The 21,632-nt window shown below is 32.4% G+C and carries 23 protein-coding genes; 22 read left to right on the top strand and 1 reads right to left on the bottom strand.

Going from position 1 to position 21,632, the window contains the following annotated elements; translation table 11 throughout:
* The first annotated feature begins 17 nt into the window (after positions 1 to 17).
* From ASG21_RS15290 to ASG21_RS15210, 17 genes are read left to right on the top strand one after another with little or no spacing between them, the layout of a single operon-like run.
* Entirely contained in the window at positions 18 to 971 is a 954-nt protein-coding gene (locus tag ASG21_RS15290) for a GDP-L-fucose synthase (RefSeq protein ID WP_056082470.1), read from the top strand.
* A 58-nt stretch (positions 972 to 1,029) separates the two neighbouring features.
* A complete protein-coding gene (gmd, locus tag ASG21_RS15285) occupies positions 1,030 to 2,103 on the top strand; it encodes a GDP-mannose 4,6-dehydratase (RefSeq protein ID WP_056082039.1) in 1,074 nt (357 codons plus the stop codon).
* Positions 2,104 to 2,144: 41 nt separating this feature from the next.
* Complete coding sequence (locus ASG21_RS15280) at positions 2,145 to 3,182, top strand: ferredoxin--NADP reductase (protein ID WP_056082036.1); 1,038 nt, start codon at positions 2,145 to 2,147, stop codon at positions 3,180 to 3,182.
* 5 nt (positions 3,183 to 3,187) lie between these two features.
* On the top strand, positions 3,188 to 3,964 hold the full coding sequence (gene rfbF, locus ASG21_RS15275) for a glucose-1-phosphate cytidylyltransferase (RefSeq protein ID WP_056082465.1): 777 nt from the start codon (positions 3,188 to 3,190) through the stop codon (positions 3,962 to 3,964).
* Position 3,965: 1 nt separating this feature from the next.
* The gene (gene rfbG, locus ASG21_RS15270; RefSeq protein ID WP_056082462.1) at positions 3,966 to 5,048 is read left to right on the top strand and encodes a CDP-glucose 4,6-dehydratase; all 1,083 of its coding nucleotides are present in this window, start codon (positions 3,966 to 3,968) and stop codon (positions 5,046 to 5,048) included.
* Positions 5,049 to 5,080: 32 nt separating this feature from the next.
* Positions 5,081 to 6,346 (top strand): lipopolysaccharide biosynthesis protein RfbH, encoded by a 1,266-nt coding sequence (gene rfbH / locus ASG21_RS15265; protein WP_056082033.1) that lies wholly within the window; start codon positions 5,081 to 5,083, stop codon positions 6,344 to 6,346.
* Between the two features lie 21 nt (positions 6,347 to 6,367).
* On the top strand, positions 6,368 to 7,270 hold the full coding sequence (locus tag ASG21_RS15260) for an NAD(P)-dependent oxidoreductase (RefSeq protein WP_056082030.1): 903 nt from the start codon (positions 6,368 to 6,370) through the stop codon (positions 7,268 to 7,270).
* Positions 7,261 to 7,674 (top strand): WxcM-like domain-containing protein, encoded by a 414-nt coding sequence (locus ASG21_RS15255; protein ID WP_056082027.1) that lies wholly within the window; start codon positions 7,261 to 7,263, stop codon positions 7,672 to 7,674. Before ASG21_RS15260 ends, ASG21_RS15255 begins: the two co-directional genes overlap by 10 nt.
* The gene (locus ASG21_RS15250) at positions 7,674 to 8,699 is read left to right on the top strand and encodes a glycosyltransferase (protein ID WP_056082024.1); all 1,026 of its coding nucleotides are present in this window, start codon (positions 7,674 to 7,676) and stop codon (positions 8,697 to 8,699) included. Before ASG21_RS15255 ends, ASG21_RS15250 begins: the two co-directional genes overlap by 1 nt.
* Before the next feature lie 5 nt (positions 8,700 to 8,704).
* A complete protein-coding gene (locus ASG21_RS15245; RefSeq protein WP_056082021.1) occupies positions 8,705 to 10,195 on the top strand; it encodes an oligosaccharide flippase family protein in 1,491 nt (496 codons plus the stop codon).
* A 3-nt stretch (positions 10,196 to 10,198) separates the two neighbouring features.
* Positions 10,199 to 11,104, top strand: a complete 906-nt coding sequence (locus tag ASG21_RS15240) for a glycosyltransferase family 2 protein (protein ID WP_056082018.1) — start codon at positions 10,199 to 10,201, stop codon at positions 11,102 to 11,104.
* A gap of 11 nt (positions 11,105 to 11,115) precedes the next feature.
* Positions 11,116 to 11,793 (top strand): CatB-related O-acetyltransferase, encoded by a 678-nt coding sequence (locus ASG21_RS20685; RefSeq protein WP_082482435.1) that lies wholly within the window; start codon positions 11,116 to 11,118, stop codon positions 11,791 to 11,793.
* Positions 11,768 to 12,661: a glycosyltransferase family 2 protein gene (locus ASG21_RS15230; RefSeq protein ID WP_056082015.1), complete on the top strand. Its 894-nt coding sequence runs from the start codon at positions 11,768 to 11,770 to the stop codon at positions 12,659 to 12,661. The genes ASG21_RS20685 and ASG21_RS15230 overlap by 26 nt, the downstream gene beginning before the upstream one ends.
* Positions 12,658 to 13,221, top strand: a complete 564-nt coding sequence (locus tag ASG21_RS15225) for an acyltransferase (protein ID WP_082482434.1) — start codon at positions 12,658 to 12,660, stop codon at positions 13,219 to 13,221. The genes ASG21_RS15230 and ASG21_RS15225 overlap by 4 nt, the downstream gene beginning before the upstream one ends.
* Positions 13,221 to 14,414: a hypothetical protein gene (locus ASG21_RS15220; protein WP_056082012.1), complete on the top strand. Its 1,194-nt coding sequence runs from the start codon at positions 13,221 to 13,223 to the stop codon at positions 14,412 to 14,414. The genes ASG21_RS15225 and ASG21_RS15220 overlap by 1 nt, the downstream gene beginning before the upstream one ends.
* A 53-nt stretch (positions 14,415 to 14,467) precedes the next feature.
* Positions 14,468 to 15,469 (top strand): EpsG family protein, encoded by a 1,002-nt coding sequence (locus ASG21_RS15215; protein ID WP_157844532.1) that lies wholly within the window; start codon positions 14,468 to 14,470, stop codon positions 15,467 to 15,469.
* Positions 15,457 to 16,299 carry a glycosyltransferase gene (locus ASG21_RS15210; protein WP_056082006.1) on the top strand — a complete coding sequence of 281 codons (843 nt, stop codon included), beginning with the start codon at positions 15,457 to 15,459 and terminating at the stop codon, positions 16,297 to 16,299. The genes ASG21_RS15215 and ASG21_RS15210 overlap by 13 nt, the downstream gene beginning before the upstream one ends.
* 3 nt (positions 16,300 to 16,302) lie before the next feature.
* On the opposite strand, the gene ASG21_RS15205 is transcribed toward ASG21_RS15210, so the two are convergent.
* Positions 16,303 to 17,781, bottom strand: a complete 1,479-nt coding sequence (locus tag ASG21_RS15205) for a glycosyl hydrolase family 28-related protein (protein WP_056082003.1) — start codon at positions 17,779 to 17,781, stop codon at positions 16,303 to 16,305.
* Here ASG21_RS15205 and ASG21_RS15200 point away from each other — a divergent pair.
* The 5 genes from ASG21_RS15200 to ASG21_RS15180 are packed head-to-tail and all read left to right on the top strand — an operon-like array spanning position 17,780 to position 21,608.
* Positions 17,780 to 18,496, top strand: coding sequence for a glycosyltransferase family 2 protein (locus tag ASG21_RS15200; RefSeq protein WP_056082000.1), 717 nt, complete (start codon positions 17,780 to 17,782; stop codon positions 18,494 to 18,496). The genes ASG21_RS15205 and ASG21_RS15200 overlap by 2 nt on opposite strands.
* Positions 18,497 to 18,498: 2 nt before the next feature.
* Positions 18,499 to 19,329 carry a 2OG-Fe(II) oxygenase gene (locus ASG21_RS15195; protein ID WP_056081997.1) on the top strand — a complete coding sequence of 277 codons (831 nt, stop codon included), beginning with the start codon at positions 18,499 to 18,501 and terminating at the stop codon, positions 19,327 to 19,329.
* Between the two features lie 5 nt (positions 19,330 to 19,334).
* Complete coding sequence (locus tag ASG21_RS15190; RefSeq protein WP_056081994.1) at positions 19,335 to 20,147, top strand: glycosyltransferase; 813 nt, start codon at positions 19,335 to 19,337, stop codon at positions 20,145 to 20,147.
* A complete protein-coding gene (locus ASG21_RS15185; protein WP_056081991.1) occupies positions 20,144 to 21,040 on the top strand; it encodes an NAD-dependent epimerase/dehydratase family protein in 897 nt (298 codons plus the stop codon). The genes ASG21_RS15190 and ASG21_RS15185 overlap by 4 nt, the downstream gene beginning before the upstream one ends.
* Positions 21,041 to 21,059: 19 nt before the next feature.
* Positions 21,060 to 21,608 (top strand): sugar transferase, encoded by a 549-nt coding sequence (locus ASG21_RS15180; RefSeq protein ID WP_056081989.1) that lies wholly within the window; start codon positions 21,060 to 21,062, stop codon positions 21,606 to 21,608.
* Positions 21,609 to 21,632: the final 24 nt, after the last annotated feature.

The following is a 21,632-nucleotide window of genomic DNA, read 5'->3' as shown; positions in this document are numbered from 1 at the left end:
TTAAAGGAAAAAATATGATTTCAAAAGAATCAAAAATATATGTAGCGGGTCACCGGGGAATGGTGGGTTCAGCAATCATGAGACAGTTAGCTGAAAAAGGCTACAGTAATGTAATCGGATTATCTAGCAGCGAGTTGAATCTTAAAGATCAGCAGGCAGTTAACGTTTTTTTTGAAAAAAATAAACCGGATGTCGTTATTGACGCTGCAGCAAAAGTGGGAGGGATACTGGCAAATAATTCTTTTCCATACCAGTTTTTGATGGAAAATATGCAGATTCAGAATAATTTGATTGATGCATCACTTAAAAATGATGTTGAAAAATTTATTTTTCTGGGGTCATCATGTATTTACCCAAAACTGGCTCCACAGCCATTGAAGGAAGATTATCTGTTAACAGATTCACTGGAGCCAACGAATGAGTGGTACGCTGTGGCAAAAATCACAGGGATTAAAAGTTGTGAGGCTATCAGGAAACAGTTCGGAAAAGATTACGTATCGATGATGCCTACAAATCTTTACGGAACACACGATAATTTTGATCTGAATACATCTCATGTTTTACCAGCCATGATCAGAAAGTTTCATGAGGCGAAAGAAAATGGAAATATTCCCGTTACTTTATGGGGCTCCGGAACGCCAATGAGAGAATTTTTATTTGTGGACGATATGGCAGCATCAGTTATATTTGCTTTGGAAAATGTTCTTCCGGAGCATCTTTATAATGTAGGTACTGGCCTAGATCTAACAATTAAGGAATTAGCAGAAATGATTCAGAAAGTTGTTGGACATAGCGGCGAAATCATTTGGGATTCAGAAAAACCGGATGGTACACCGAGAAAACTTATGGATGTAACAAAGATGCACAATTTAGGATGGAAGCATCAGGTTAGTCTCGAAGAAGGAATCACAAGAACCTATGAATGGTTTTTAGAGAATATTAATAATTTCAAACAGGTTAAAATGTCATAGATTTTAGTATAAAATTTATAACTATTAATTTATCTTTTGCATAGAATACATCACATAGATGAAAACAGCATTAATAACCGGAGTAACCGGACAGGACGGTTCCTATTTAGCAGAATTACTGTTAGAAAAAGGATATAAAGTTCATGGTATTAAAAGAAGAGCATCTTCTTTCAATACCCAAAGAATCGATCATTTATATCAGGATCAGCATGAACAGAATGTACATTTTACACTGCACTATGGTGATCTCACAGATTCTATGAATATCATCAGAATCATTCAGGAAGTGCAGCCTGATGAAATCTATAATTTGGGAGCAATGTCTCACGTTAAAGTATCTTTTGATTCACCCGAATACGTTGCGAACGTAGATGGGATAGGAACATTAAGAATACTGGAAGCAGTGCGAATTCTTGGTTTAGAAAAGCAAACAAGAATCTATCAGGCTTCTACGTCAGAATTATATGGCGGATTGCCGGATAATAAAAATGAGAAAGGTTTTTATGACGAAAACTCTCCATTCTACCCGCGTTCTCCTTATGGAGCAGCCAAAATTTACGGTTTCTGGATTACCAAAAACTATCGTGAAGCTTACGGAATGTTTGCCTGTAACGGAATATTATTTAATCATGAATCACCAAGAAGAGGCGAAACTTTCGTAACACGTAAGATTACCATGGCTACAGCCGCCATTGCCAAAGGAAAACAGGAATGTTTGTATTTGGGAAATCTTAATGCGTTACGTGATTGGGGGCATGCAAAAGACTATGTAGAGGCGATGTGGAGAATTCTTCAGCAGGAAAAACCGGAAGATTTCGTTATTGCTACAGGAGTAACAACTTCAGTAAGAGACTTCGTAAGAATGGCTTTCAGAGAGATAGGAATAGAATTGTCATTTGAGGGTGAAAATGAAAATGAAGTAGCTAAAGTCGTTTCTTGTAATAATCCGATATATCAATTAGAAATAGGGAAAACAGTAGTTTCTGTAGATCCTGAATATTACCGTCCTACAGAAGTTGATCTTCTGATCGGAGATCCATCGAAATCTAAAAATCAGTTGGGTTGGAAGCCTGAGTATGATCTTGAAGCGATGGTGAAAGAAATGGTCGCAAATGATCTTCAGATTCTATAGTATTTTCTAAATTCACAGTTATATATTTCATAATTAATAAAATGACTCATACTTATACATTAAAAGTTATAGAGATCAAACGAGAAACCGAAGATACTGTAACATTATGTTTTAAGCAACCGGCACTGAGAAAGATTAAGTACATTGCCGGACAGTATATTACGTTAATTGTAAGAATTAATGGCAGACGGTTTCTAAGGCCATATTCATTTTCGTCATGTTTTGGGATTGATCAGCATATAGAAATTACTGTGAAGCGGGTTCCTCACGGTATTGTCTCAAACCACATTGTTGATGTAGTAAAGGTGGGCGATTCTATAGAAGTTTTACCTCCGATGGGTGATTTTGTATTGGGGGAAAAACCGGCACAGAATAATATATTTTTATGGGGAATTGGAAGTGGCATTACTCCACTGATTTCTATAGCTAAATTTGTATTGTATAATAATGATAGTCAGAATATACATTTAACGTACGGTAATCGAAATTTTGAAAGTACAATTTTTCTTGATGCGATAGAAAATTTGAAAAAACAATTTCCGAACCGGTTTCATGTTAAGTATTTTCACACAAAATTTGAAGTCAATAAAAATTTCCCAAATGTTATCGAAGGAAGAATTGATCAAAGAAAAGTTGCTTCAATAATGAATGGTGGCATTTCAGCACAAGACCAGCTGCATTTTATCTGTGGCCCGTTTGGTCTCAAGGAATCTGTAAAGAAAGCTCTGAAAAGTTTAGATATAAATGAAGATTACATTTTTTCAGAAGATTTTGAAATTGTAAAAGATCCAAAAGATTTTGAAAATATTTATACCCAAACGGTTAACTTAGATTTTGAAGGTAAGATTACGCAGATTGAAGTTGTAAAGGGTCAGTCGATATTAGAAGCCTGTCTGAATGCCAATCTGGAATTACCATATTCCTGTCAGACAGGTAACTGCAGTACCTGCAAAGGTGTTTTACAGTCAGGAGAAATAAAAATGATTGGGCTCACTAAGGAAAGAACAGATTTATCAGAATCAGAATTTTTGCTATGCTGTTCCCATCCGTTAGACAACGAAGTCTTAATAAAAATATAAAAAGTATGAAAGTAGTTATTTTAGCTGGAGGCCTAGGGACCAGGCTGATGGAAGAAACTGAGGCACGTCCAAAGCCTATGGTTGAAATTGGAGGTAAACCAATTCTATGGCATATTATGAAAATCTATGAGACCTATGGTTATAATGATTTTGTTTTATGTCTCGGTTACAAAGCGCAGTCAATTAAAGAATATTTTCTTAATTATTATCTGTATAATTCTGATGTTACTATAGAGTTGGAAAAAAATAAAGTTGATGTACACTTTTCAAATTCTGAATCTTTTAAAGTAACTCTTGTAGATACGGGTTTGCTTACAAATACAGCAGGTCGAATAAAAAAAATTCAAAAATACGTTCAGGATGAAACCTTCATGCTTACTTATGGTGATGGCGTATCAGATGTAAATATCACAAATTTGGTTGAGTTTCATAAAAGTCATGGTAAGCTTGCAACCTTGACGAGCATTCAGACTCCCGGAAGATTTGGTAATATTGAAATGGATGATGCAGGCAATGTAGACTATTTTGTTGAGAAACCTCAGGGAGACGGAATGTGGATTAACGGTGGTTTTTTTGTTCTTGAGCCTGGGATATTTAAATACCTAGAAGGTGATATGGATGATATTCAGTGGGAAAAAAAGCCTTTGATAGAGATTGCTGATGACGGTCAATTGTCGGCCTATAAGCATAGTGGTTTTTGGAAACCAATGGACGCTTTGCGAGATAGAATTGAATTAGAGGAACTGTGGAGTTCGGGTAATGCAAAATGGAAAATTTGGTAATATGTTTGAGAAACTGAAAAATATTTATTCGGGAAAGAAAGTCTTCATTACAGGTCATACCGGCTTTAAAGGAGCTTGGATGCTAAAGACTTTAGTTCTATTGGGGGCTGAAGTTAAGGGTTATGCTTTAGATCCATTAACTGAAAATGATTTATTTAATTTGATTGACGGTGAAAAAATATGTATCTCTGTAATTGCTGATCTACGGGAAAAAGACAAGCTTTTGAAAGAACTCTTAGATTTTGAGCCGGATTTTGTTTTTCATTTAGCTGCGCAGCCTTTAGTAAGACTGTCATATGAAATACCAGCTGAAACTTTTGAAGTAAATGCATTAGGTACAGCATATTTGCTTGATGCTGTAAAAGTACTTGGTAAAAAATGCGCTGTAGTTTTGATAACTACTGATAAAGTATATCATAATAACGAATGGATTTATCCATATCGGGAGAATGACCGACTTGGAGGTTATGATCCATATAGTGCAAGCAAAGCTTGTACAGAACTAGTAATTGACTCATATCGCAATTCTTTTTTCAATGCAGCAGATTACGCAAATCATAAAAAAGGAATTGCTGTAGGTAGGGCAGGAAATGTAATAGGTGGAGGAGATTGGTCAAAAGACCGTTTAATTCCCGATATTGTAAAAGCTTTATTACTTAATAATACAATTACAATTAGGAACCCAAGTTCAGTAAGACCTTGGCAACATGTACTTGAGCCAATTAGTGGATATCTTTTACTTGGTGCAAAACTATTTGAAGATTCTTTAAAATATTCACAAGCCTATAATTTTGGACCATCTGCTGAAGATGCTTTGGCTGTTGAACAAATGCTAAAATTATCAATAGAAGCGTGGGGCAACGGTACTTTTCAGGTTATAAATGAAAAAAATCAAGTGCACGAAGCTGGGCTTCTGAAACTTGATATCAGTAAAGTTTCAGATGAATTAAAATGGATGCCAAAAATGAAAGCTGCTGAAACCGTTGCCTTTACAGTTGATTGGTATAAAAAATTCAGAGATGAACCGAACAATATTAATGAATTTACAGAAAGTCAAATTATTAATTTTCTCAACAATAAATAACAAGAGTTATAATTTTTTTAATAGATAAAAACATGAATTTAGATTTCAAATTAAAAACATTTTCACCACCAGTAGCGGGAAAAGATTATATCCCAGTTACAGGGAAAATTATCGAGGAAGACGATTTGCTTCTTTGTATGGAATCAGTTGCAGACGGATGGTTAACTGCAGGACGATTTGCAAACGAATTTGAATCTGAATTTGCGAAATATTTTGGAGCTGGAAAAGCATTGCTTGTAAATTCTGGATCATCTGCAAATTTGGTAGCGTTTTATACATTAACTTCACCTAAATTAGGAGAAAAGGCAATTAAACCTGGTGACGAAGTAATTACTGTTGCTGCAGGTTTTCCAACCACAGTCAATCCAATTATTCAGTTTGGAGCAGTTCCCGTTTTTATTGATGTAGATATTGCTACGCACAATGTTATGGCAGATATGATAGAAGCTGCTGTAAGCCCCAAAACAAAGGCAATAATGATCGCCCATTCTTTGGGAAATCCTTTTGATTTGGACAAAGTAATGCGTGTAGCAAAAAAATATAATCTTTGGGTAATTGAGGATGATTGTGATTCCCTTGGTGCAACTTATAAAGGCAAAAAAACAGGTACCTTTGGTGATTTATCAACATTTTCATTCTATCCGGCACATCATATTACAATGGGTGAAGGTGGTGCTGTAGTAATTAATAATCCAATTCTTTCAAAAATTGCAGAAAGTTTTAGAGACTGGGGACGTGATTGTTACTGTGAACCTGGAAAGGATGATACTTGTGGATGTAGATTCAGTCAACAGTTAGGCTCATTACCTTATGGATATGATCACAAATATACTTACTCACACATTGGTTTTAACTTGAAAGTTACTGATATGCAGGCAGCTTTGGGTGTTTCTCAGTTAAGAAAAATTGACCGTTTTGTTAAAAAGCGAAAAGACAATTACACAGCTTTGTATGACAGGATGAAAGAATTTGAAGAGATATTTATTTTGCCAGAACCTACCGCTGATAGTGATCCTTCATGGTTTGGTTTTTTAATGACGTTACGTGATGGTGACTCTACAGACCGTCATATGTTGGTGCAACATTTGGAAAAGAACAAAATTGGTACTCGACTGTTATTTGCAGGTAACCTCCTGCGTCAACCTGCATATTCTAATGTAAATCACAGAGTAGTTGGTGATCTTAAAAATACAGACATCATTATGAATCGATCTTTTTGGCTTGGAGTGTGGCCGGGATTAGATGAAAGTCATTATGATTATATCGCTGATGTTATCAGGGAATACCTGAATAGCTAATAACCAATATAAATTAAACTAATGAATATATCTATCATTGGAACAAACGGGCTTTTAGCTACTCAAGTAGGAAAATTTTGCAAAGCAAACAACCATACGGTTAAAGCTTTTGGGCGATCTGAACCCAAGGATTACGAATTTCATACATTTCATAAAGTTGACTTGTTAGAAAAAGATTTTAGCTATGATGATATTTTAGATAGCGATATAATATTTTACACAGCAGGTGCTGGAATACAGTCTAATCAAAAAGACGCTTCGTCAGATATTTATAAAATAAATACTTTTCATCCAATCAATTTATCGAAGGAATTGGATTTAAAAAGTTTTACAGGTACTTTGGTTACTTTTGGGTCATGTTTTGAGATAGGTAATAATAATGAATCAAATTTATTTACGGAGGAGCAAGTGGTAACATCAATGTTAGCTGTACCAAATGATTACTGTGTATCGAAGCGCTTGTTAACGAGATATGTTTCTTGTCAAAAAGCTAGTACATTCAGACATCTACATTTAATATTACCTACAATTTATGGTGAACACGAATCAGCTCACCGCCTCATTCCATACACCATAAAATCTCTAAAAAATAAGGATTTAATGAATTTTACCAGTGGTGTGCAAATTCGTCAGTATCTTTATGTAGGGGATATTCCTGCAATAGTTTTTGATTTAGTAAAACTAAGAGAAAATGGAATTATTAATATTCCAGGTATTGACACTTTTTCTGTAAGACAGGTTGTAGAACTAATATATAAATTCTATGGATTAAATGTTACGGAAGATTTATTTGGTAAAGCTGAAAGAAGTGATATAACTATGCTGAAATTACAGCTATCTGGAAAGAAAATCAACAATATACTTCCAGATGCAAATTATACTCAATTTTTTGATTCTTTAAAAATTTATGATAAATGTCTTTAAGAGATAAAATTAAAATAACACAAAGAAAACTAATATCTGACAGCAGAGGCTGGTTTCTTAAAGTGATAGATGGTTCGGAAGAAAATCTACCTGGTTTTACAGGAGAAATCTATTTTACAAATGCATCTGTGGGACAGTCTAAAGGAAGGCATTATCATGCTGATGCGTCAGAATGGTTTTTTTTGTTAACGGGAAGCTGTAATCTTTTTCTCATTGATGTAAAATCCAAAGAAGAATTAGTAATAAGTTTATCAGCACTAGATCCGAAAACCATTTATGTGCCGAATATGGTAGCACATACTTTTGTCAATACTGGTAACGCAGAATTTACTTTAATGGCTTACACTGATAAATTATATGATCCCGCTGATACAATACCATATGAATTTAATTGTGAATTATAATGGATTCTTCAGAAACCAAGAATAAAAGAAACGATGTTATCCTCAGTATTTGTATACCAACTTATAACAGAGTTGAAAAAACTGTAGGCCTCGTTAAGTCTATTTTGACCTATAAGGAAATGGATATTGAGGTTGTAGTACTTGACAACTGTTCTTCAGATAACACTCAAAATGCTTTAAATGCAATTTCAGATACAAGATTTGTATACAGACGTAATGACAGAAATATCGGAGGAATGCCAAATATATTAAAGTCATTAACTTATGGTAGCGGTAAATATGTAATGTTATGTTTAGATAAAGATAGTATATCAGCTGAGCACCTAAATGTTTTTATTAACAAAATAAAAAATACTAAAATTGTTGCAGGTCATTGCTCTCTTAATTCTACTGATTATGGAAATGATATAATTTACGGAAAAGGATTTGAATCAATTTTATCTTTTGCATATAATTCCGAACATCCCTCAGGTATCTTTATATTAAATCGTGTACTAAAATCAAATTCACTTATTAACAAAATTATAGAGGATTACGGTACTTTTGCATTTTTGCCAGAGCTCCTGAAAGCAGAAGTAGTATTATCAGGGCATGCTGCAAGAATTAACATGCCACTTGTCTATACTGAAACTAAAGATGAATGCGCTGTTGCAGTGTCTCATACCTATAAAGGTGAAAACATATATTTTCTGCCAAGTAATATAATAAATACTTTTAATATTTATTTAAACCATATATCTTCGCTAAATTTAACTACAGAAAGCAAGTCTGTCATAATCAACAAAATTTATAATTCTCTCCTCTTAGGCTCTACACTAGAGTACAAAAATATAATGATGGATCGCTCAATCTGCTCACATCATGGGCTTGTGCCTAGAAAAATAAAAAAGAAAGAATTATTAGGTATCATCTTCAACTTTAATAAAAATTTTTTCAGTAAAAAAAATCCTAATAATTTGGTTTGGAAGCTGAAAGTTGTTTTTATCTCAAATCTTAAATTGGTTTTTAAAATTCTCATAAAATAAAATAATTGAAAGAAGAAAAAACATCACACAAAGGCATTTTAAGGGCAACTAGTATTGTTGGAGGTTCTCAAATTATAGTCATATTGATTGGTCTTATACGCACCAAATTTATAGCAGTTCTGCTAGGTCCAGCCGGAATAGGTATTAATGGAATACTGCAAAATACTGTGGATCTTGTAAGACAAGCTACAAGTTTTGGTATTAATTTTAGTGGGGTAAAAGATATTGCTGCAGCTAACGCAACTCAGGATCAGATTAAAATAGGACGAACCATCACTGTATTGCGTCGTTGGGCACTATATACAGGTTTATTAGGAATGCTTATGACTATAATTCTTAGCCTGCCTCTAAGCTATTTTGCGTTTGATTCTGATAAATATGTAATTAGTATTGCTGTAATTTCGGTGACATTGTTAATATCAAGCATAAGTAGCGGTCAGATAGCTCTTCTGCAAGGTCTAAGACAGATTGGAACGATGGCTCGGGTTTCTGTATTAAGTGCTGGAGCGTCCGTGATTGTTACCATTCCGCTATATTGGTGGTTAGGTCTTAAAGGGATTGTACCTGGTATCATAATAAGTAGTGTCATTAGTCTCTTGATTTCATATTTGTTTACATACAAGGTAAAAATAATTAGACCTAATATATCCTTGAAACAAACATATATGGAAGGCCTAAATATGGCAAGGTTAGGATTTTATATAATAGTGACAGGATTGGTTGTAACTATTACAATGTATGCAATTCGATCTATTATCGCTCAGAAGCTGGATCTTAATGCTGTAGGCTGTTTTGTTGCGGTTTGGACAATTTCTAACACCTACGTTAACATAATTTTAAGTTCAATGTTGTCCGATTTCTTTCCCCGCTTAACAGCCGTTGAAAGTTTAAAAGATAATCTCAAAAGTAATTTACTGATTAATGAGCAGCTTGATATGGCATTAGTAATTGCAACACCATTAATCATTTTTTTAATAGCATTTGCGAAATTTGTAATAAAAATTATGTTCAGCTCTTCATTTCTGCTGGCAGTCCCTGTTTTACAATATCAACTGTTAGCGGGATTTATTGCTATCATTTCTTGGGCATTGGGTGTAATGTTTTTAGTGAAAAATAAAGGGATGTACTCACTTTATACAGAAAGTATCTGGTCCATAATATATCTTTTATTTGTCTGGTTTTTCTGGGACGCATTAGGATTTATTTCTTTAGGAGTAGGATGTCTAGTTGCTCATGTTGTAAAACTTGGTTTGGTTTACATTATTACAAAAAAGCTGGGAAATTTTAATTTCAATAGAGAAATTTTTAAAACTATTCTAACTTATAGTCTACTGGTAATCATTATTTTTTTTAATGTCATATTCTTACAGGGTTTTTTGCAATATTTTTTTAGTTCGTTAATTATTATTATTTCACTAATATTAAGTTTTAACAAAATTTCTAAAATAATTGATTTGAAGATGATAATAAATAATAAATTAAAAAAGAATTTATGATCTATGAAATTACTTACAATAGCAATACCAACTTATAATCGTGCCTCTATATTATCAAAGAGTCTAGAAAAGCTATTTGCTGAAATTTCGTACAACAAAGATATTATAGAGTTGCTGGTTTCAGATAATTGCTCATCAGATAACACTCAAGAAATCATTGAAAATTTTATTTTGAGAGGTCATAGTATTACCTATAACAGAAATCTGGTGAACTTAGGCATGGATGGTAACTTTTCATATTGTTTTAAAAACGCAAAAGGTAAGTATATCTGGGTCTTAGGAGACGACGATCACCTCTTGGAAGGTAGTTTGAATAAAATTATTTCTTTGTTATCTACAGATTCGGAGTATGGATTAATTCATTTAAACACATTTAAAGAAGGTGTAGGTATAAAAGAGTTCGACTCAGCTGAGGATTTTCTTTGCAAAATAAATGTTTTCAAAACCTTTATTTCTGGAAATATCGTTAACAGTCGATTTTTAGATTTGGTCGATTTCGAGATTTATAGTGGTACCTTGCTCTCTCAGGTGCCCGTATATTTAAATTCATCTATATTACATGACAAAAATGTAATTTTGTACGATGAAATATTAGAAGCAGCAATTGACGGACAAAATAATGGAGGTTATAATCTTTTTGAGGTATTTGTAGAGAATTATTTAAATATACTAATTAGATTTAGAAAAAAAATAGGTTTTTTCTGGTACGAAAAAGAGAAATATCTTCTTTTACGATATTTCTTGTATGGATGGATGATTAAGCTTCTCATACAAAAAGATAGTGGCTTAAATTTTAAAACTAAAGATTGGTTTTTAATATTGTATAAGAAATTTTGGTATGAACCATATTTTTATCCAATTATGATTTTATTCTTTATGAAGCAAATTAAGATGAGATTTAACAGGTAATATTAGTGGTGATGGTTAAAATTTATTTACGAGCATTAATCTTTGCTTATACCGATTTGATTAATCAATTTAAATACTACGTTTTAAAAAGTAGGTGGAGACAACTGAATCTCCATAACTCTACCGTGTTAGGATTTTCTACTGATATTAATAAAATCACAGTTGGAAACTCAACATATGGGTCCTTAAATGTTTATGAATTTGGTATACTTGGAGAAGGTCTTTTTATTGGTAATTATGTGAGTATAGCGAGAAATGTTAACTTTATTTTGGGAGGTAATCATAAAATGGATACATTCACCTCTTATCCCTTAAAAGCTATGCTGACCTTTCGTGATTTTGATCAAGATGCTGAAAGTAAAGGTCCCATAATTGTTGAAGACGAGTGCTGGATAGGATTTAATGTCACTATACTTTCGGGAGTAACGATTGGACGAGGGGCTATAATTGCAGCTGGTTCTGTAGTTACAAAAGATGTGTTACCATTTTCTATAGTTGGGGGCAATCCTGCAAAAATTATTAAATTTAAACATAATGAAGAAATTATTAGTTATTTAAAAACAGTTTCGCTTAGCGACATGAGTGAAGAATTAATTATTAAAAATATAGAAATTTTTTACGAACCACTTGAAAGTAGCATCGGTAAAATCCTAAAAATCAATAATGCAGGTCTCAATAATAATAGTTAATTACAACACTCTACACCTTGTAGAAGAATGTATTAAATCAATAAAAAAAAACACAAAAATAGTTTCGTATGAAATAATTGTTGTTGATAATCTGTCACCAAATAGAGATATTGAGACATTAACAGTTTCTTATCCTGATGTGAAACTTATTTTGAATAATAGGAATGCAGGTTTTGGTAGCGCTAATAACCTTGGTGCGAAAAGTGCTACAGGTCAATTTTTGCTATTTCTTAATTCTGATACTATTTTATTAAATGATGCTGTGAGTATTTTAGAAGAATATTACAAAGTACTTCCTGATGCTGGTGTTGTTGGTGGAAATTTATATTCTGAAAACCTAGCGCCGATGATATCATACGATAATTTTTACCCCAATATTTGGACAGAAATGAATGGTTTTTTTTTCGATATTTTGGCTAAAATAAAATATAATAATTTTTTCCGCTTTAACAATACATTGGAAGTAAAAAAAATTGAAGGATTCATAGGCGGAGCGGACTATTTTATTTCAAAAGATCTTTTTCAAACTGTAAATGGCTTTGACGAGGATTTTTTTATGTATTATGAAGAAACTGAACTGTCTAAAAGAATAAAAGATTTAGGATATAAATTTTATTCTATTCCTCAGGCTAAAATTATTCATTTAGAAGGAGGTTCGCAAGATAGACTCAGCAACCAAAAGTTTCTGTGGATGACACAAAGCAAGAAAAAATTTTTTATTAAAACAAAAACTCCATTCTTCGTCTTATGTCAATACATTTTATATTTAGGAATATTACGAAGTTTATTGTTAAGTTTTTGCAAAAAAGACAAAGCTTTAGTTGAAAAGAATAAATTATTTTTACAAATTATTAAAGAAAATCTATGACCGCTACTACTAAAGTTAAATTATTCTTTGCTCATTTTCGATTATACTTATTTAATGCTTTTTTCTCAAAAATTCCTTTTAATGCGCTTAGAATGTTTTTTGTAAGAAGATATATTACAGTGGGAAAACAATCATTTGTATCTATGAATGTAAAGCTGCTTAATATCCATCCCGATAAAAAACAAATTCAGATTGGTGACAATACAATAATTAATCCAGGTGTTTTATTGGATGGTAGAATTGGTAAAATAATCATAGGTAATAATGTAGACGTGGCTAGAGATACATACATCTTCACAGCTCAACATGACCAACATTCTGACCACCATGAAATCAAATCCGATAACGTAATCATAGAGGACTACGTTTGGATAGCTGCAAGATCCATTATCTTACCAGGTGTGACAATTGCTAGAGGCTGTGTAATCGCTTGCGGATCCGTAGTCACAAGAAATACATGTGAAAATATGATATATGGTGGTATTCCTGCGAAGAATATTGGTGAAAGAAAATCGAAACTTTTATACAAAATTAATTATCACCCGTATTTTTATAGCTAATGATATATATTATTGATCGTTTTGTAGAAAAGCACCTTCACGTTTTGGCAAATGTGAATTTTATACGGTTACTTGAAATTTCTTATCCTCAAGAGCAAAAAAAAATTTTTTTAGAAAGTGAGCATTTGCTCTTGGTTAGAAAGTATTTCAGTGCAAATGAAAAAAATCTAGAATTTGTTCCGCAAAATTTTGGAAAATTTGCTGGTTCGAAACTCGGACAGGTTTACAGAGTTATAAATAGGCTATTTTCAGATTTGTTTTTTTTCTGGAAACTTTTTTTAAATGCTGATTCTAAAAAAGACTGGTTCTTTATCGCTCATATTTATCCCTTATCTCTGATCATCTTTAATTTATTAAAGCTTATTTTTCCTAAAATGAAGATTGTATTAGCCATACATGGTGAGGTAGAATATATTTTTAATAGTAAAAATCTTTATCAGAAATTTATTGGTAATCTTTATAAATACAGTTTTAGAATACCAGTGAAAAATACACAGTATCTTTTTCTCACAAAGGTTTCGGAAAAAATTATTCTAGAAGCTGGGTTACTGCAGAAGAATCAAATTATAAGTATTGAATTACCTACATATGGAAAGAATCATGTTGTGGAAAAAAAATACCAAGTAAATAAAAGTGTAATGAGAGTGGGGCATATTGGTAGTGCAGGGGTAAGAAAAAATACACAATGTCTATTTAGTCTTGCAGAGAAACTTGCCTCGGAAATAGAAAACAATTCTATCAAGGTTGAACTAATCGGGACTATCGAAGATAATTTAGCTTCTCATTTGAATACTTATGTTATTGATTACGTGAATAGCCAATTGAATGTGCCCTTGGATCGAAATATTTTTGATCAAAATGTGCAAAGCTTAGACTATGTGCTCTTTTTTTATGATAAAGATGATTTTATCCTAAGAAGCAGCGCCGCATTTTTTGATGCTATTAATTTCGAAATACCTATTATAGCGTTAAAAACTAGTTTTTTTTCGAATATATTCTCTTCATATGGCTCTCTTGGCTACTTATGTGATGACATCGATGAAATGAAAGAAAAAATAATTTATTTGCAAAAACATCAAGGAAGCCGTGAGCTGGAAGAAATTTATTGTCTATTTAAAGCTTCTATAAAAGAGTTTAAACAAGCCATAAGTATAGAAAATGTGGCGAAAGATTTTAAATTACAATTGACATAATATTGATTTGACAAGTGATTCATTACATTTTTATTTTCATTACAACTGCTATTTTGTCTCTTTTCAGAAACAGAAAAAACATCGGTTTAATAACATTTTTACTTATAGTAATTTTAGGAATTTTTGCTGGTACCCGAAATAGTCGGATTGATAATGATTATTTTATTTACACTAATTTATTTTCAGAATCTACAACTTCCAAAAGCTTAGGAGATGAACCAACAGTTACTGTAATTACAATTTTCTCTAAGTTTTTGGTCGAGAACTATGTTAGATTAGCTTTTGTAATATATGCATTTATTGCTGTGTATTTTAAACTCAGTTCTGTCAAAGCATATTTGTTCTCTACGCTTGCAATAATGCTGTACGTTTCAAATCTCTTTTTAGTACAGGAAATGACAACTATTAGGGCCGGTGTAGCATCAGGAATTTTACTATGGATGACTCCAGACTTAATAAATAAGAATAATAAGGCTGTGTTGTTTAAAATTTTTTTAGCGACAATGTTTCATAATTCATCGATTTTATTTCTATCTATATATTTTGTAAACAGATATGATGTAAAATTTAAATATATGTTTTTTATTCTTGGGCTTAGCTTATTGACACCAATTTTAAATCTTAATTTTATATCGATTCTTAGATTAGATTCGATATTTTGGAAAGCAAAGGTTTATTTGGATGTCAAAAAATATGAAGATGTACAATTGAATATTTTCAACTTCAAAATTATAATCTCAATGTTTTACTTAGCAGTTTTATATTGGTTTAGAAAAAAAATAAAATATAATGGTTTTGAAATTTTTCTGAAAATTCATATTTTGTCACTTGTGTTTTTTTTCTTGTTTAGTACCACGGGCCTTACGTTTTCATTAAGGACCTACGAACTTATTTCAATTATACAGATTGTCTTATATCCTCTTATCATTCTTTGTTTTAATGATCGTTTTAAAATCTTCGGCTATATAATAGTAATATCAACCATATTTGTCTTTTTTTATTACAATATCTTTATGGCAAAAATTTTAAAAGAATACTCATCATGGCTATTTTAGAAGAAAAATTATCATTCGGAATGGTACTGTATAAAGAAGAACTGCAAGATACAGTAACATACAAAACTCTGCTAAACAGTATTTCTTCTTCCTTGCATTCTCTACAAAACAAGGTTCTTATTTTAGTTTATGATAATACACCTCATAATAGTGATTACAAAAAATTAGAAAACTTTACCAACGGGTTTGTTGAGGTCTGCATCTTTAGTGAGAATGCAAATAATGGCTTGCCATTCGCTTATAATCGTTTGGTTGAGGAAGCAAGAGATAGAAATAAAGATTGGTTTGTTTTTTTAGATCAGGATACGGAGTTGCCTAATGACTTTTACGATTCATATCTTAAGGCAGATCCACGCTTCAAAATTCAATGTCCTTTGGTGTTTAGTGGTGGTAGATTAATGTCACCGTCATATTACAGAAATTATCGATCGTCACAAATGCCTATCCCTGAAGAAAACCAAATTTTATTAAAGGATGTAAGCTGTATAAACTCTGGACTAATGGTTAATACAAATCTTTTTCAGGCGATTGGAGGCTATAATAAAGATTTGTTTTTAGATTTTTGTGATCACGATTTTGTTGAAAAAACCAAAAAATACAAAATAGAATATCTTGGAATTTTAAATACAAAACTGCATCAGGATTTTTCTGCAAACACGCATTCAAAAACTCAGGCATTGCAGAGATACATCTTATTCTTAAAAGATCTTAAAATCTATGGAAAAAAACGGGACTCCATCAAACTTTTCTTATATGTAGATTTTCCGCATCTTCTTAAATTAACAGTGAAATATAAAAGTTTAAAGTTTTTTAAACTTCGCTTTCTGTAGCTTTTACTTTTTCTTAAAATAATGATTCACATCAAGATTCAAAAAATTACCCTGCGAATGGTTGTTTTTGATCGAAATATGAGAAACATCCCGACGATTACTGTAATAAGGAATTACTAAAGGTTCTCCACCCTTGTAAGATGTTGAAATAAATTTGTTATTTATGAATTTTCGTGCTCCTTTCACAGAGTTGATTGTAATTGCATGAATACTGAAATTTTCAAATCTACAATTAACGAAATCAATTTCAGAAGTATCGCCAGTAAAACCTAAACCATTAGGATTTGTCACATTCCTGAAACTGCAGTTTTCAAACAAAATAGCACGGCCACCTACATCACTTACCACATTCAGAATTTTGCTGGAAATGTTGGAAAACGAAATATTTGAAATTCTGATACCGTAGGCACTTCGAAGATCCATAATAGAAGCAGAGGTATCTACAGTAGAGTTAGAAAATGTGATATAAAAACCTTTTCCAGAATCAAAGGTCTTAAAACCGCTATTGCCAATTACGGCCAATGGAGTATTGATTTTTGTAAAAGTACAGCCATCAATAAGAAAGTTTTTATTTGAATAATCATTAAGTTGAACAGAAGGTTTCAATACAATACATATCGCTCCGATACCTCCAATGTTTTCAAAACTACAGTTTAAAATTTTGCCATTACGTGAAATATTAAAATCCTGATCTGCTTCTATATCTATTGCACCCGGCATATCATCACGTGTTGTATTTTTGAAAGAGCATTTTTCTATTACAAAACCGTCTGAGTAGTAGATGGAAATCGCCTGTCGGTTGTTCTTATTAACTCCATCAAATTTGCATTCTGAAATTTTTATGTTTTTATTATAAGCATCTCTATTTTTAGAAAAATCTGTGGAACCATTAATTGATACTGCATCACCCAAAAATCCGGTAAAATTACAATTGGAAACTGTAAAGCCACTCACACCGTGTGCTGAAATCTGGTGAGAAAGCTCATCAAATCCAAATTTTTCTACTTCAGAAACAAAAGACAGTCCCGCTATAAGAATATTTTTTATAGATAAATCATCATTTTTTTGATTACTTACATTGGCATCAAAAACTAAAATGCCATCACCAGCTGTGCGCGTTGCATAGGTGCTGAATTTATTCCCGCGTACATTTCTCCTGACGTTGGGTAGAATTTGTTTTATAATCGTAATATTTGCTCCTTGCCCCATCATGGTAATATTACTATATTGCAGACCAATAAAACTGAGGTGACTCACATTGTAAGAACCTTTATCTAATACAAGTGTACCACCCTTATTTTTAGAGAGATGATCAATAGCTTTTTGAAGGGAAAAGGTGTCGTCTTTCCCATCATTTACAATTGCGCCAAAATCAGATGCTTTTACAGTGTTTTTCTGAGCATGGATAGTAATTGAAAAAAGCAATGATATAAATGCTAAAGATTTCCTGTCTGAGAAAAAAATAAATAATTTTGTATTCATGATACACAAAAATAGTATTTCCGTTTGTCTTGCATCTTATAATGGTGAAAAATTTATAAAGGAACAAATAGAATCTATACTTCCGCAATTAGATAAAGATGATGAGATTGTTGTCTCAGATGACCATTCTACTGATATGACTATCTCAATATTAAAATCATTCAACGACAGCCGAATTAAGATTTTCGTAAATAATCTGGGTAAAGGAGTTATAAAGAATTTTGAAAATGCCATATTAAACGCATCTCATGACCTCGTCTTTCTTTGTGATCAGGATGATATCTGGAGACAAGATAAGGTTTTTATTATGCTCAAACAATTTGAAGATAAAGACGTTACTCTGGTACTTAGCAATGCGTTATACTGCGATGAAAACGGGAAATCCTTAAACTCACAGTTTTTTGATAAACCTGTTCCTGAAAAATCACAGATAAAACATTTTATTAAACCGCTCTTCTTAGGATGCGCTATTGCATTTAAGAAAAACAGTGTTCCAAAGGTATTTCCTATTCCCGAGAATATACCTATGCACGATTGGTGGATAGGCGCACTACACATGTATTATGGTAAGGTCAAATTTATAAATGAAGATCTTATTTATTACCGTAGACATGATAGTAATGTAACATCCAGAAAAAAATCAAAACTTTCTAGAATTATTCGTTGGAGAATAATTATTTTTGTAGAATTACTACGAAGAACATTAAAAAATTAAGTATGAAAAGAAATGAATACGCAGATTTGATTCTAAAAAAATTAGAAGAATCTAAAGAAGCCTATAAAAAAGAATTTAATTTAGAAGGTAGAATCAATTCATGTATTATTGATGATTTACTTCCAGAAGATATTGCTAAAGAAATATATGACGCATTTCCTTCTCCAGAGGAAATGACCGCTTACAAATCATTGCGCGAAAATAAAAGAATTGCAGCTCAGATGGATCTCTACAATCCTTTACTTGAAGAGATCGTTTTTGCTTTTCAAGACCAAAGAGTAATTGATGTAGTAGAAGAAATTACAGGTCTGAAAGAGATGACTCCAGACTCAAACCTTTATGCAGGTGGAATCAGCTTGATGGCTACGGGCAATTTTCTTAATCCACATTTAGATAACTCTCATGATAATGACAGAGAAAATTACAGAGTTCTCAATCTGTTATATTATGTTACTCCAGATTGGGATGTAGAAAATGGAGGAAATTTAGAACTTTGGGATAATGGAATGAATAATCCACAGAGAGTTCTACACTCAAAATTTAATCGGTTGGCATTAATGATTACCAACAAGACATCTATTCATTCTGTGAGTAAGGTAGTTGCTGATGGTAAAAGATGTTGTGTCTCCAATTATTATTTCTCAAAAAAACCAGCAGAACAGAGTGAATATTTTCATGTAACCTCTTTTTACGGAAGACCAGATGAGCCTGTGAAAAATGTTATTCTGAAAGCAGATGCTATGCTTAGACAAACAATTCGTGGTATTACAGGGAAAAGAATTGTGAAAACTGAGCATATTTATAAGAAAAAAGATAACGAGAACGATAATTAATATTTATGATCACATCATCTGTTGTGACCTACAAAACATCCGAAAAAGATCTAAGATTACTTCTGAATTCGTTTACTTTTCTCAAAGAAAAATCTTCATTAATTATTGTAGATAATTCTCCATCGAATTCTTTAAAATCCTTTTTTAAAGAATTCGCTTTTGTAACATATATTCACAACCCGTCTAATCCGGGTTTTGGTGCTTCACACAATTTAGCTTTTAAAGAAGCTCAGGTAATGGGTTCCGAATTTCATTTTGTAATCAATCCAGATGTTCATTTCGCAGAAGATGTATTTTTTCCAATGGTCACGTACATGCAGCAACATCCGGAAATCGGTATGATGATGCCTCAGATTTTAAATGATGACGGAACAATACAAAACCTTCCGAAATTAGTACCTTCTCCTTACAGTGTACTGATGAGAAAAATCAAAAAGCCAACAAAAATTTTTAATAATTTTATTAATCAGTATGAATTACGCTTTGTAGAGGAAGAGATGATTTATAATGCACCTATTCTTTCTGGATGCTTCACATTGTTCCGTATGGAAGCTTTGGAAAAAGTAGGAACATATGATGACCGCTTTTTTATGTATTTTGAAGACTGGGATCTTTCTAGAAGAATGCATCAAAAATTTGATACAGTTTATTTTCCGTCGGTTTCTGTAACTCACGGTTATGAATCTGGAGCAAACAAAAGTAAACATCTTTTCAAGATCTTTGTTAAGTCAGCAATACTTTACTTTAATAAATGGGGGTGGGTTTTTGATAATGAACGAGACAGAATTAATAAAAAGACATTGCAACAGTTCAAATGAAAATCACCATCACAGGCGCCTCCGGCTTCGTCGGACAAAACCTTTCGAAATATTTAAAACTTCAAAATCATGATGTTCGAGGATTGTCATTAAGAAATTCCTGGGTTTTAGATAAAAACAGCGATGTCATCATTCATCTCGCAGGAAAGGCTCATGATACGGCAAATACTTCTGCTGAGGAAGACTATTTTAAAATCAACAGAGATTTAACCATTCAGCTTTTTGATGAATTTTTAAATTCAAATATTCAGGATTTTTTCTACTTTAGTTCTGTAAAAGCAAGTGCCGACACTATTGATGGAGTTTTAGACGAAAACCATCATTCTGACCCAAAAACGCCGTATGGAAAATCAAAACTGGAAGCAGAAAAATATTTACTGTCAAAAGAATTACCGGAAAATAAAAGGCTTTTCATCATCCGACCTTGTATGATTCACGGTCCGGGAAACAAAGGAAACCTCAATTTACTGTATAAAGTTGTAAAGAAGGGAATTCCGTGGCCACTGGCAAGTTTTGAAAATCAACGCTCGTTCTTAAGTATTGATAATCTTAATTTTTTGGTGGAAAAAATGATCTCGGATAAAAATATTGCTTCAGGAATTTATAATTTTGCTGATGATAATAGCATTTCTACAAATGATTTGATTATTATTATAAACAAAGTATTAGAAAAGAATGCCAGATTGTGGAACATTTCTAAAAATTTAATAGAAAAAACTGCAAAATTAGGAGACAAAATGCATCTGCCACTCAATTCAGAAAGACTAAAAAAACTGACTGAATCTTACATGGTTTCTAACCAGAAAATAAAAACAGCCCTGGGACTGGAAAAACTCCCCCTGTCCGCAGAAGAGGGACTTATAAAAACCATAAAAAGTTTTAAAAATAAATAATATTAATATTCGAAATTACATGATACGCATATTTGATTTTCTTTTTTCATTTTTTGGTCTTTTGTTTCTCTGGCCAATTCTGGTGATACTGTATCTAATCGGACTTTTTGATACAGGCTCGCCTATATTCGTTCAGGAAAGGGTAGGGAAGTATAAAAAACCTTTTAAGCTCATAAAATTTCGTACCATGCCCGTTAATACAAAATCTGTGGCTACACATCTTTCAAAAGATATTGCAATAACGCCGTTTGGAAGTTTTCTGCGTAAATCAAAACTGGATGAGCTTCCGCAGCTCATTAATGTTTTGATGGGTGATATGAGTTTGGTAGGCCCGAGACCCAATCTCTACAATCAGACTGAACTGATTGAGGAAAGAGGCAGAAGAGGTGTTTACAACGCTGTGCCTGGTATTACCGGTTTGTCTCAGATTAATGAAATAGATATGTCTACACCGAGAGAACTGGCAGTTAAAGATTCAGAAATGATTCAGAATTTAAACGTTTCAAACTATTTTAGATATATTTTTGCTACTGTAGGAGGTAAGGGCCAGGGAGACCGTATCAAATAGTGTCAAAAAGTTTCGCTATTTTCA

This window comes from Chryseobacterium sp. Leaf394 (genome assembly GCF_001424105.1).
Taxonomy (GTDB): Bacteria; Bacteroidota; Bacteroidia; order Flavobacteriales; family Weeksellaceae; genus Chryseobacterium.
This window is presented reverse-complemented; position numbering and strand designations above follow the sequence as displayed.